The sequence below is a fragment of the Streptomyces flavofungini genome, assembly GCF_014650815.1.
In the GTDB taxonomy this organism is placed as follows: Bacteria; Actinomycetota; Actinomycetes; order Streptomycetales; family Streptomycetaceae; genus Streptomyces; species Streptomyces flavofungini.
Map to the genome: position 1 here is coordinate 1 of NZ_BMVR01000015.1, position 13,496 is coordinate 13,496.

The following is a 13,496-nucleotide window of genomic DNA, read 5'->3' on the forward strand; positions in this document are numbered from 1 at the left end:
ATTTGATAGAGAGCTGGTCCCTGAACTTCGGTTCAGGGACCAGCTCTTTTTTGTTGCGCGTTACTCCCCGTTCACGTTGCGCGACCAACATCCGCAGACATGGGAACACTTGCGATGCTGCGAGCCGCAGGAGTCGGCAGCGGGGACGAGGTCATCGTCCCCGCCTACGGGAACGCCGAAGTGGCCGAGGCCGCCGTGCTCGCGGGCGCCATGCCCGTGTTCGCGGACATCGACCCTCGGACGTACTGCCTCGACCCCGAGGCGGTCGACGCCGTCGTCACCCCCCGCACCGCCGCCGTGGTCGCCGTACACCGCTTCGGCAACCAGGCGGACATCACCGGGCTGCACCGCGTCGGACAGCGGCACGCGCTCCTCGTACTCGAACACACGGAGCCGGACGCGCCGCGTGCCGGGCTCGCTCAGCGGCAGGCGTACGCCTCGTATCTGAACGGGCGCCTCAACGGAGTGATAACGCCGGCCGGGAGCGCCGCCCACAGCCACCAGTACGTCGTGCGGGTGCCCGGGAACGGGCGGCCGGACCGCGACGCGTTCGCGCGGGCCGTACGGGCCAGGGGAGTTGACTGCCACGTACCCGTGAAGACGCCGCTGCACCGGACGCCGAAGTACTGGCGGGACGTGGAGCTGCCGGAGACCGAGCGGGCTGCCGATGAGACGCTGACGCTGCCTGTGGAGGCCTCGTTGACGCGGCGCGAACTCCAGCGGATGGTGTCGGCGTGCAACGCGCTCGGTGGACTGCTCCAGCCCGCTTTCTGAATCCGGCCGCGTTCTTCGTGCCTCAGAAGTCGGCGGTTCTGAGGCGCTCGATGTTCGGGTATGATCTATTCCGTTGCCGCGCGGGAAACCGCGCAGAACGCAACTGGCCCCTATAGCTCAGTCGGTAGAGCGTCTCCATGGTAAGGAGAAGGTCAGCGGTTCGATTCCGCTTGGGGGCTCAGAGATTGATCGAAGGAAGTAAGAGAGAAGGCCACCGTCCTGGGGACGGTGGCCTTCTTTGTTGTGTGCCCCTCAGTAGAAGGGGGCCGTTGTCGCTCAGTCGTCGAGGCCCGGGACGCGCATCGCCAGGATCGCCATGTCGTCCGACGGGGCGTCCGACGCGAAGCGCTCCACCGCGCGCATGATGCGGGCCGCCACCGCGCCCGCCGTGAGACCCGTGCACGTCGTGAGGACGTCGGCGAGACCGTCGTCACCCAGCATGCGCGTGCCCTCGCGGCGCTCCGTCACGCCGTCCGTGACGCACAGCAGGACGTCGCCGGGATCGAGTGTCACCGTCTGCTCGTACAGCTCCAGGTCGTCCATGACGCCGAGGAGGGGCTGCGGCTCCGCGTACGGCTCGACTGTGCCGTCCTGGCGCAGGCGCAGCGGCAGCGGATGGCCGGCGCAGACGATCTTCAGGACCGCCGAGCCGTCCTCCTGGGGCCACAACTCGCCGTACAGGAGCGTGAGGAAGCGGCTGCGGGCGCCCTCGTCGAGGATCGCGGCGTTCAGGCGCTCCAGGACCGCGGGGCCGCCGAAGCCCTCGCGGGCAAGGAGACGCAGCGCGTGCCGGGCCAGGCCCGTGACCGCGGCCGCCTCCGGGCCCGTGCCGCACACGTCGCCGATCGCGAAGCCGTACGCGCCGTCGCGGATCGGGAACAGGTCGTAGAAGTCGCCGCCGACCTCGTTGCCCTCGCCGGCCGCGCGGTAGATGACCTCCACTTCCACGCCCGGGACCTGCGGCAGGCCGGGCGGGAGCAGGCTGCGCTGGAGGGACTGGCTGATCGCCATGCGCTCCGAGTACAGGCGGGCGTTGTCGAGGGCCAGCGCGGCACGGCGGGAGAGGTCCTCGGCGAGCTCCAGGATCTCCTGGCGGAAGTGCTCGTCGGACGGCTTGCCGAGCACCAGCATGCCGATGACGCGGTTGCGGGCGACCAGGGGCAGGACCACGGTCTCGCCGCCCACCGCGGAGGCCGTCGACAGCGTCGTGCCGATGCCCGCGCCGATCGCCATCGGCTCGCCGAGGCCGAGGTTGCGCATCGACGTGCGCAGGGCCGCCTGGTGCGCGGCCTCGGAGGGGGCCGTCCAGACGCGGGCGCCAGGGGTCGGGACCGGGTCCGGCGGGGCGACCTTCGTGAGGAGGGCCTTGAGGCCGTCGATGCGTTCCTCGTCCTCGTGCAGGACGTACGAGAGGTACGGCTCCGAGGCCTGGTCGGCGATCGTGTAGACGGCGCACCAGGTGGCGAGCGTGGGGACGGTCATCTGGGCCATCAGGGCCAGGGTCTGGTCGCGGTCGAGCGTGCCCGCGAGCAGGTCGGAGGCCTCCACGAGGAAGGAGAGGGAGCCGCGGCGCAGGCGCTCCAGCTCGCCGAGACGGGCCGACTCGACGGCGAGGGCGATGCGGTCGGCGGCGAACTGCAGGCGCAGGGCCTCTTCGTTCGAGTACCGGTCGGGGGCCTCGGCGGCGACGCCGAGCGAGCCCGTGAGGCGGCCCTCGACCTTCAGCGGGACGGTGACGACGGAGCGCATGCCGGTGCTGTTGAGCAGCGGGACGGCGCCCGGCACCACCGTGAGGTCCTCGTGGACGGCCGGCAGGCGCGCGGAGCCGTAGCGGCCCGGGCCCGCCTCCACGGGGACGCGGGCGAAGCGCTGGCGGGCCGAGGGCAGGCCGGTGGAGGCGCGGACCTCCAGCTCCGTCTCGTCGTCCGTGGCCAGGAGCAGGAAGGCCGCGTCGCCGTCGAGCATGTCGCGGGCGCGCTCGACCGTGCGCTGGAGGAGGCCGTCGAGGTCCTCCGGCGCGGGCGAGCCGATGAAGACCTCGAAGGGGTCGGTGGCGCGCGGCTCGCTGAGGGTGCCGGACTCGGGGGAGGGGCCGCGCAGCGGGGTCTGCAGGACGGCGCGCTCGTCGTCGCGGACGAGCAGGCAGACCGTGGAGGGCTCGCCGTCGGTGTCGCGGACGCGCAGGTGGGAGGCGTAGACGGGGATGACGCGGCCGCTGGAGTCGCGGATGCCGTAGCTGCCCTCCCAGCGGGAGAGCTGGAGGGCGTCGACGATGCCGGTGCTGGTGCCGGGAGTGTGCGGCCAGGCGGCGAAGTCGGTGAGGGGTTTGCCGGTGACCTGCTCGGCGACGTACCCGAAGAGTTCCTCGGCGTCCTCGTTCCACGCGGAGATGGCGCCCGCGCGGTCGATCTGGACGACGGCGACGCGGACGCGCCCGTCGGTGATCGGGAGGAGGTCGGCGGGGAGCACGGGGCCCGCGGCGCGGGTGCCCACGGGGCGGTCGGGCAGGTTGAGTTGGAACCAGACCTGCTTGTGGGTCGGGGTGTAGTCGACGCCCCAGCGGGTGGCGAGCGCGGCGCAGAGCTGGAGGCCGCGGCCGCCCTCGCGGTCGGGGCTGCCCATGGTCGCGGGGGAGTTCTGGAGGGGGATCTCGCGTTCGGGGTAGTGGTCGGAGACCTCGATGCGGACGGCGTCCTCGGTGCGCAGGCACAGGACGTCGGCGGCGGTGCCCGCGTGCACGACGGCGTTCGTGACGAGTTCACTGGTCAGTACGACCGCGTCGTCGACGATGTCGGAGAACCCCCAGCCCTGGAGGGTGTCTCTGACGAACGAACGGGCCGTCGCGACGGAACGCCCGACGGGTTCGAAAGTCGCAGCCGCGCGCGCGGTGATCACAGAACTCCTCGTCCGTTGTCCCCCGGGAATCTGCAGTCCCATGGTGCGGCCGCCCCTCCGATGCCCGCTGTTTATGTGTGCCACCGCCCAGGCCGGGCAGGACCGGGGTGGTTGGACAGCCGAATGCCAGGTTACTTACCTTCGCCGTCCAAGCTGATGCCGGTCGCCAGTGTTTCCGCCCGGAGGGTGTGCGGACGGTGTGCGAAGCTGCCGAACTGTTATGGCCTGGTTCGGCCATGGTGAAACACTGGACAGGCTTCCAGATGGAGCCCCAGCAGTACGGTCGACCCTTGCGGGAGGGACACAGTGGAGTCTGGCGCATCGACGCGTGCCACTCAGACGCGCGCGAAAGACGGACGGTCCCTGAGCAGTCAGCGCAAGCCGCGGAACGGGACGACGGCCACGGTGGACGCCGCGGCCCTCAACAAGCTGCTCGTCGCCCTGGAGGCGATGCGAGACGGGAACTTCCGCAAGCGCCTGACGGTGTCGGGCGACGACGTGATGTCGCAGATCGCCGCCGTCTACAACGAGGTCGCCGACCGCAACCTCCACCTCACCGGTGAGCTGTCGCGGGTGCGGCGCACGGTGGGGCGTGAGGGAAAGCTCACAGAGCGGCTGCGGGGCGGCGCCCTGGAGGGCTCCTGGGCGTCGGCGATCGACGCCTCCAACGCGCTCGTGGAGGATCTCGTACGGCCTGTCTCCGAGGTCGGCCGAGTGCTGTCCGCGGTCGCCGAGGGTGACCTGGAGCAGCGCATGGAGCTGCGCGCGGAGGCGGACGAGGGCAACGGCCATCCGCTGCGCGGTGAGTTCCTGAAGGTCGGGCGCACGGTCAACAACCTGGTCGACCAGTTGTCCACGTTCACTGACGAGGTCACGCGGGTGGCCAGCGAGGTGGGCACGGAGGGCAAGCTGGGCGGGCAGGCCCGATTGCGCGGTATGTCCGGTTCGTGGAAGGATCTCACGGACTCGGTGAACACGATGGCGTACCGGTTGACGGCGCAGGTGCGCGACATCGCGCTGGTGACGACCGCCGTGGCCAAGGGTGATCTGTCGCGCAAGGTCACGGTGCACGTGGCCGGCGAGATGCTGGAGCTGAAGAACACCGTCAACACGATGGTGGACCAGCTCTCCTCGTTCTCCTCCGAGGTGACCCGGGTCGCGCGTGAGGTCGGCACGGAGGGCGAGCTCGGCGGGCAGGCGCAGGTGCCGGGCGTCGCGGGGGTGTGGAAGGACCTCACCGACTCGGTGAACCTGATGGCGGGCAACCTGACCGCGCAGGTGCGGGGCATCGCCCAGGTCACGACGGCCGTCGCGAACGGTGATCTGTCGCAGAAGGTGCGGGTGAGCGCGCGCGGCGAGGTGGCCCAGCTCGCCGAGACCATCAACCAGATGACGGAGACGCTGCGCACCTTCGCGGACGAGGTCACGCGCGTCGCCAACGAGGTCGGCGCGGAGGGGCAGCTCGGCGGGCAGGCCAATGTGCCGGGCGCGGCGGGGACGTGGAAGGACCTGACCGACTCCGTCAACACGGTCTTCCGGAACCTGACGACGCAGGTGCGGGACATCGCGCAGGTGACGACGGCGGTGGCCAACGGCGACCTGTCCCAGAAGGTCACCGTCGACGTCGCGGGCGAGATGCTGGAGTTGAAGAACACCGTCAACACGATGGTGGACCAGCTGTCGTCGTTCGGCGCCGAAGTGACGCGCGTGGCGCGGGAGGTCGGTGTCGAGGGCGAGCTGGGCGGGCAGGCGCAGGTGCCGGGCGCGGCGGGGACGTGGAAGGACCTCACCGACTCGGTGAACACCGCCTTCCGCAACCTCACCGGCCAGGTGCGCAACATCGCGCAGGTGACGACGGCGGTGGCCAACGGCGACCTCTCCCAGAAGGTGACGGTCGACGTCTCCGGAGAGATGCTCCAGCTGAAGAACACCGTGAACACGATGGTGGACCAGCTGTCGTCGTTCGCCGACCAGGTCACGCGGATGGCGCGGGACGTGGGCACGGAGGGGCGGCTCGGCGGCCAGGCGCGCGTGGACGGCGTCAGCGGTACGTGGAAGGAGCTCACGGACTCCGTCAACTTCATGGCGGGCAACCTGACTTCGCAGGTGCGTCAGATCGCGCAGGTGACGACGGCGGTGGCCCGCGGTGATCTGTCGCAGAAGATCGACGTGGACGCGCGCGGCGAGATCCTGGAGCTGAAGAACACCATCAACACGATGGTGGACCAGCTCTCCGCGTTCGCCGACCAGGTGACGCGGGTGGCGCGGGAAGTGGGCACCGAGGGGCGGCTCGGCGGGCAGGCGCAGGTGCCGGGTGTCGCCGGTGTGTGGCGGGACCTGACGGACTCCGTGAACGGCATGGCGGGGAACCTCACGGCCCAGGTGCGCAACATCGCGCAGGTCGCGACGGCGGTGGCGCGCGGTGATCTGTCGCAGAAGATCGACGTGGACGCCCGGGGCGAGATCCTGGAGCTGAAGAACACCCTCAACACGATGGTGGACCAGCTGTCGGCCTTCGCCGAGCAGGTCACGCGGGTGTCCCGCGAGGTGGGTACGGACGGCATCCTCGGCGGGCAGGCCGAGGTGCAGGGTGTGTCGGGTACGTGGAAGGACCTGACGCAGTCCGTGAACGGGATGGCGAACAACCTCACCCTCCAGGTGCGCAACATCGCCGAGGTCACGACGGCGGTCGCCATGGGGGACCTGTCCAAGAAGATCACCGTCGACGCCAAGGGCGAGATCCTCGAGCTCGTCACGACCGTGAACACGATGGTCGACCAGCTCTCCTCGTTCGCGGAGCAGGTCACCCGGGTGGCCCGTGAGGTGGGCACGGAGGGCAAGCTGGGCGGCCAGGCGCGGGTGGTCGGCGTCACGGGCATCTGGAAGGACCTCAGCGACAACGTCAACCTGATGGCCAACAACCTGACCATGCAGGTGCGCAACATCTCCCAGGTCGCCGCGTCCGTCGCCAACGGTGACCTGACGAAGACGGTGACGATCGAGGCGCGCGGCGAGGTCGCGCAGCTCGCGGACACCTTCAACACGATGGTGAAGACGCTGAGTTCGTTCGCCGACCAGGTCACCAAGGTGGCCCGCGAGGTGGGTACGGACGGCATCCTCGGCGGGCAGGCCCGGGTTCCGGGCGTGTCCGGTACGTGGAAGGACCTCACCGAGTCCGTGAACGGGATGGCGTCCAACCTGACCGGTCAGGTGCGCAACATCGCGATGGTCACGACGGCCATCGCCAAGGGCGACCTCACCAAGAAGATCGACATCGACGCGCGCGGCGAGATCCTGGAGCTCAAGACCACCATCAACACGATGGTCGACCAGCTCTCGTCGTTCGCCGAGCAGGTCACCCGGGTCGCCCGCGAGGTGGGCACGGAGGGGCAGCTGGGCGGTCAGGCGCGGGTGCGGGACGTCGACGGGACCTGGCGGGACCTGACGGAGTCCGTGAACGAGATGGCCGGGAACCTCACCCGGCAGGTGCGCGCGATCGCGGCCGTCGCCACCGCGGTGACCCGCGGCGACCTCAACCTGAAGATCGACGTGGACGCGGCGGGCGAGATCCAGGTCCTCCAGGACAACATCAACACGATGATCGCGAACCTCCGTGACACCACCCTCGCCAACAAGGAGCAGGACTGGCTCAAGGGCAACCTGGCGCGGATCTCCGGCCTCATGCAGGGCCGCCGCGACCTGGAGGACGTCGCCTCGCTGATCATGAGCGAGCTGACGCCGGTCGTCTCGGCGCAGCACGGCGCGTTCTTCCTGGCCATGCCCACCGACGACGCGAGTGACCTCGGCGGTGACGAGGACGCGTACGAACTGCGCATGCTGGGCAGCTACGGCTATTCGATGGGGTCGATGCCGACGTCGTTCCGGCCGGGGGAGACGCTGATCGGCACCGCTGCCAAGGAGCGGCGCACGATTCTGGTGGAGAACGCGCCGTCCGGCTATCTGCGGATCGCCTCCGGGCTCGGCGAGGCACCCCCGGCGCAGGTCATCGTGTTGCCGGTGCTCTTCGAAGGCACGGTGCTCGGAGTCATCGAGCTGGCGTCCTTCCAGCCGTTCACACACATCCAGAAGGACTTCCTCAGCCAGATCGCCGAGATGATCGCGACGAGCGTCAACACGATCAGCGTGAACACGAAGACGGAGATCCTGCTGAAGCAGTCGCAGGAGCTCACCGAGCAACTGCGCGAGCGCTCCGAGGAGTTGGAGAACCGGCAGAAGGCGCTGCAGGAGTCCAACGCCGAGCTGGAGGACAAGGCGGCGCTGCTCGCCCAGCAGAACCGCGACATCGAGGTGAAGAACACCGAGATCGAAGAGGCCCGGCAGGTCCTCGAGGAGCGCGCCGAACAGCTCGCGGTCTCGATGCGCTACAAGTCCGAGTTCCTGGCGAACATGTCGCACGAGCTGCGCACCCCGCTCAACTCCCTGCTGATCCTCGCCAAGTTGCTCGCCGACAACGCCGACGCGAACCTCACGCCCAAGCAGGTGGAGTTCGCCGAGACGATCCACGGCGCGGGCTCGGACCTGCTCCAGCTCATCAACGACATCCTCGACCTGTCGAAGGTCGAGGCGGGCAAGATGGACGTCAGCCCGACGCGCATCGCGCTCGTCCAACTCGTGGACTACGTAGAGGCCACTTTCCGCCCGCTGACTGCGGAGAAGGGCCTCGACTTCTCCGTACGGGTGTCGCCGGAGCTGTCCGCGACGCTGCACACGGACGAACAGCGCCTCCTTCAGGTGCTGCGCAACCTGCTGGCCAACGCGGTGAAGTTCACCGACTCCGGAGGGGTCGAACTGGTCATCCGGCTGGCCAGCAGCGACGTGCCCAACGCCATCCGGGAGCAGCTCCTCGAAGCCGGGTCGCTGCGGGACGCGGACGCCGACCTGATCGCCTTCTCCGTGGCCGACACCGGCATCGGGATCGCGGCCAGCAAGATGCGGGTGATCTTCGAGGCCTTCAAGCAGGCCGACGGCACGACGAGCCGCAAGTACGGCGGCACGGGCCTCGGCCTGTCGATCAGCCGGGAGATCGCGCGGCTGCTGGGTGGTGAGATCCACGCGGCGAGCGAACCGGGGCGCGGCTCGACCTTCACGCTGTATTTGCCGTTGCACCCCAGCGAACTGCCGCCGCAGGGCTACACCCAGCTCCCGCCGCCGCCCGCGACCCCCGAACTGCCCGCACTGGAGTCCCTGGAGTCTCTGGAGTCCCTTGAGGCCGCCGCGGACGGGGCCGAGCGCCCGGAGTCCCAGCCGCCCTCCGCCACGGCTCCGCAGGCGGCTCCTGGCCCCGCCGCGCTGTTCCGGCGCCGCCGCCGGGGCGCGCCGCCCGCCGCGGGTCCGGCGCGGGCGCTGCCGGGGCAGTCCGCGCCGGGGGCCGGGGCGGGGACGCCGGAGCAGTGGCAGGAGAGCGCGGGGCAGGAGGCTCCGGCCGCGCGCGTGCGCATCCAGTTCGGCGGCGAGAAGGTGCTCATCGTCGACGACGACATCCGCAATGTGTTCGCGCTCACGAGCGTCCTGGAGCAGCACGGCCTGTCCGTGCTGTACGCGGAGAACGGCCGCGAGGGCATCGAAGTCCTGGAGCAGCACGACGACGTGACGGTCGTCCTGATGGACATCATGATGCCGGAGATGGACGGCTACGCGACCACGACGGCGATCCGCCGCATGCCGCAGTTCGCCGGGCTGCCGATCATCGCGCTCACCGCGAAGGCCATGAAGGGCGACCGGGAGAAGGCCATCGACTCCGGAGCCTCGGACTACGTGACCAAGCCGGTCGACCCCGATCATCTGTTGTCGGTGATGCACCAGTGGATGCACCGGGAGTGACCCAGCGGCCCGCGGGCGGCCGGAACGCGACTCAGGTACGGCGTGAAGGCGGCTCGCGGCCGGTGCGAAGAAGCCGCACCATTACGCGGAGTTGCTGACAGAGTGTGGCCGACGTCGTGTAGAACCGCGGTATTCGGGGAACCTTCTGGTCCGCCGCTGCGTTTCTGCTACGTGCACAGTGACATCGCGGTGACAGGGTGTGGCGACAGGCGGGGTGCGGCTACCATGACCGGCACAAGGACGGACGGCGCAAGGGAGCCGTCCTCTGGGGCGGCGCCCGGTGTACCGCCGGGGCGAGGAGGGCGGGCCATGGTGCAGAAGGCCAAGATCCTCCTGGTCGATGACCGGCCGGAGAATCTGCTGGCGCTGGAGGCCATCCTCTCTGCGCTCGATCAGACGCTGGTGCGGGCATCGTCCGGGGAGGAAGCGCTCAAAGCACTGCTGACGGACGACTTCGCGGTCATTCTGCTGGACGTCCAGATGCCAGGAATGGACGGTTTCGAGACCGCCGCGCACATCAAGCGGCGGGAGCGGACCCGGGACATCCCGATCATCTTCCTCACCGCCATCAACCACGGCCCGCACCACACCTTCCGCGGGTACGCGGCCGGTGCCGTGGACTACATCTCCAAGCCCTTCGACCCGTGGGTGCTGCGCGCCAAGGTCTCGGTGTTCGTCGAGCTGTACATGAAGAACTGCCAACTGCGCGAGCAGGCGGCGCTGCTGCGGCTCCAGCTCGAGGGCGGCGCCAAGGCGGCGGCCGCGGAGGCCAAGGAGCCGGCCGGTCTGCTCGCCGAGTTGTCGGCGCGCCTCGCGGCGGTCGAGGAGCAGGCCGAGGCGCTGTCCAAACAGCTCGACGACGACTCGGCGGACGCCGCCGCCGTCGCCACGGCCGCCCATCTCGAACGCAAACTCACGGGTTTGCGCAGGGCTCTTGACGCACTGGAGCCGGGCACCGGCAGCGGCGCCCCTTCGGTGCCCTCGCAGAACTGACGCGCGCGCAGGTCCCACACGCCCACTGTGAACACCCGTCAGTTTCCCGCCCCGGCAAGGGCGACACAGACGGGTGAAGCAGTGGGCACACGTGTCCACCGTCGTCTCCCCCGGTAACCTCACACCCATGGCCTCACGTCAGCCCGCAGCCAAGAAGACGCCCGCGAAGAAGGCGGCCGCGCCGACCAAGGCTCCGGCGAAGAAGGCCGCTGCCAAGAAAGCGCCCGCGAAGCCCGCGGCGAAGAAGGCACCCGCCAAGAAGGCCGCGGCCAAGAAGCCCGCCCCGAAGCCGGCGCCGAGCCCCACCAACGGCCTCTACCGCGTGGTGCGCGCCGTCTGGCTCGGTATCGCGCACGCGGTGGGCGCGATGTTCCGCGGCGTGGGACGCGGCGCCAAGAGCCTCGACCCGGCGCACCGCAAGGACGGCATCGCGCTGCTGCTGCTCGGCCTCGCCCTGATCGTCGCCGCGGGCACCTGGTCCAATCTGCGCGGCCCCGTGGGCGACCTGGTCGAGATGCTGGTGACCGGCGCCTTCGGCCGCCTCGACCTGCTCGTGCCGATACTGCTCGCGGCCATCGCCGTGCGGTTCATCCGGCACCCCGAGAAGATCGACGCCAATGGCCGCATCGTGATCGGCCTGTCCGCGCTCGTCATCGGTGTGCTCGGCCAGGTGCACATCGCGTGCGGGTCGCCCGCGCGCGACGACGGCATGCAGGCGATAAGGGACGCGGGCGGGCTCATCGGCTGGGGCGTATCCACGCCGCTGAACAAGGCCATGGGTGAGGTCCTCGCCGTACCGATGCTGGTCCTGCTGACCGTCTTCGGGCTGCTCGTCGTCACGGCCACCCCCGTCAACGCCATCCCGCAGCGACTGCGGCAGCTCGGCGTGCGGCTCGGCGTGGTGGAGGGCGAGCTGCCCGCGCGGGACGGCGCGTACGGCGACCACGGGGAGTACGCCGACTACCCCGAGTACTCCGACGACGACGAGCGCTACGACGAGCAGTGGCGCGAGGCCCTGCCCGCGCGCCGCCGCAGGAAGCCCGGGAGTGGCACGCAGGGGCCCTCGGCCGACGAGGCGGAGGAGGAGGCGCTGTCCAAGCGGCGCAGGCCGCGTCGCGCCTCTGTGCGCCCCGACCTCGACCGCCCCATGGACGCCGTCGACGTGGCGGCCGCCGCGGCCGCGGCACTCGACGGCGCCGTCATGCACGGCATGCCGCCCTCGGCGCTGGTCGCCGACCTCACGCAGGGCGTCACGGTGGACCGGGACGAGCAGGAGCGGTCCGCCCCGGTGCCGTCGGCCCGCGCGACCGAGGCCCCCGTCGCGGGCCGGAAGACGCCGCCCCCGGCGGCCGCGGGCGGCGGCGTGCCCGACCTGACCAAGGCCGCCCCCGAAGCGCACCGCGACCTGCCCCCGCGCGCGGAGCAACTGCAGCTCTCCGGAGACATCACCTACTCGCTGCCCTCGCTCGACCTCCTGGAGCGCGGCGGCCCCGGCAAGGCCCGCAGCGCCGCCAACGACGCGGTGGTGGACTCGCTCACGAACGTGTTCTCGGAGTTCAAGGTCGACGCGGACGTCACCGGCTTCACGCGCGGTCCGACGGTCACTCGCTACGAGATCGAGCTCGGCCCGGCCGTGAAGGTCGAGAAGATCACGGCCCTGGCCAAGAACATCGCGTATGCCGTGGCGTCCCCGGACGTGCGGATCATCTCGCCCATCCCCGGCAAGTCCGCGGTCGGCATCGAGATCCCGAACACCGACCGCGAGATGGTCAACGTCGGTGACGTACTGCGCCTCGCGGACGCCGCCGAGGACGACCACCCGATGCTGGTGGCGCTCGGCAAGGACGTCGAGGGCGGCTACGTGATGGCCAACATGGCCAAGATGCCGCACATCCTGGTGGCCGGTGCCACCGGCTCCGGCAAGTCGTCCTGCATCAACTGCCTGATCACTTCGATCATGATAAGAGCGACGCCTGAGGACGTCCGGATGGTCCTCGTCGACCCCAAGCGCGTCGAGCTCACCGCGTACGAGGGCATCCCGCACCTGATCACGCCGATCATCACCAACCCCAAGCGCGCGGCCGAGGCGCTGCAGTGGGTCGTACGCGAGATGGACCTGCGCTACGACGACCTCGCGGCGTTCGGCTACCGGCACATCGACGACTTCAACCAGGCCATCCGCGACGGCAAGCTCAAGACGCCCGAGGGCAGCGAGCGGGAGCTGAAGACGTACCCGTATCTGCTGGTGATCGTCGACGAGCTCGCCGACCTGATGATGGTCGCGCCGCGTGACGTCGAGGACTCGATCGTGCGCATCACCCAGCTCGCGCGGGCGGCGGGCATCCACCTGGTGCTCGCCACGCAGCGGCCCTCCGTGGACGTCGTGACCGGCCTGATCAAGGCAAACGTTCCCTCACGGCTCGCCTTCGCGACCTCCTCGCTCGCCGACAGCCGCGTCATCCTCGACCAGCCGGGTGCCGAGAAGCTGATCGGCAAGGGTGACGGTCTGTTCCTGCCGATGGGCGCGAACAAGCCCACCCGCATGCAGGGCGCCTTCGTCACCGAGGACGAGATCCACGCGGTCGTCCAGCACTGCAAGGACCAGATGGCGCCCGTCTTCCGGGACGACGTCACCGTGGCCACCAAGCAGAAGAAGGAGATCGACGAGGACATCGGCGACGACCTCGACCTGCTGTGCCAGGCGGCCGAGCTGGTCGTCTCCACCCAGTTCGGGTCCACGTCGATGCTCCAGCGCAAGTTGCGCGTCGGCTTCGCCAAGGCGGGGCGGCTGATGGACCTGATGGAGTCGCGGAACATCGTCGGCCCGAGCGAAGGCTCAAAGGCACGTGACGTTCTTGTGAAACCCGATGAGCTGGATGGAGTGCTCGCCGTGATCCGCGGGGAGGCTTCCTGACGGACCCCGTTCGCCCGTACGGAGCCGGTTCGCCCCCGGGAGGGCGGCGTTCACCCGTACGGGGACGTGCTCACCCGTT

Annotated in this window: 4 protein-coding genes, 1 tRNA gene and 1 pseudogene; 5 read left to right on the forward strand and 1 reads right to left on the reverse strand. The window is 69.9% G+C overall.

The features are described from left to right. Positions 1–87: 87 nt before the first annotated feature. Together IE274_RS31360 and IE274_RS31365 are read left to right on the forward strand one after the other, a co-directional pair. A pseudogene (locus IE274_RS31360) lies at positions 88–774 on the forward strand (DegT/DnrJ/EryC1/StrS family aminotransferase); the annotation flags it as partial. A gap of 106 nt (positions 775–880) precedes the next feature. Then, positions 881–953 (forward strand) — tRNA-Thr (locus IE274_RS31365). Positions 954–1,050: 97 nt separating this feature from the next. Here the strand turns inward: IE274_RS31365 and IE274_RS31370 are convergent. Further along, positions 1,051–3,669, reverse strand: coding sequence for a SpoIIE family protein phosphatase (locus IE274_RS31370; protein WP_190119325.1), 2,619 nt, complete (start codon positions 3,667–3,669; stop codon positions 1,051–1,053). Between the two features lie 306 nt (positions 3,670–3,975). On the opposite strand from IE274_RS31370, the gene IE274_RS31375 reads away from it, so the two are divergent. The 3 genes from IE274_RS31375 (at position 3,976) to IE274_RS31385 (ending at position 13,417) form a co-directional block, all read left to right on the forward strand. After that, positions 3,976–9,510, forward strand: coding sequence for a HAMP domain-containing protein (locus IE274_RS31375; protein WP_190119326.1), 5,535 nt, complete (start codon positions 3,976–3,978; stop codon positions 9,508–9,510). 309 nt (positions 9,511–9,819) lie between these two features. Then, complete coding sequence (locus IE274_RS31380; protein ID WP_190119327.1) at positions 9,820–10,503, forward strand: response regulator; 684 nt, start codon at positions 9,820–9,822, stop codon at positions 10,501–10,503. Between the two features lie 127 nt (positions 10,504–10,630). Then, positions 10,631–13,417 (forward strand): FtsK/SpoIIIE family DNA translocase, encoded by a 2,787-nt coding sequence (locus IE274_RS31385; protein WP_229909941.1) that lies wholly within the window; start codon positions 10,631–10,633, stop codon positions 13,415–13,417. Positions 13,418–13,496: the final 79 nt, after the last annotated feature.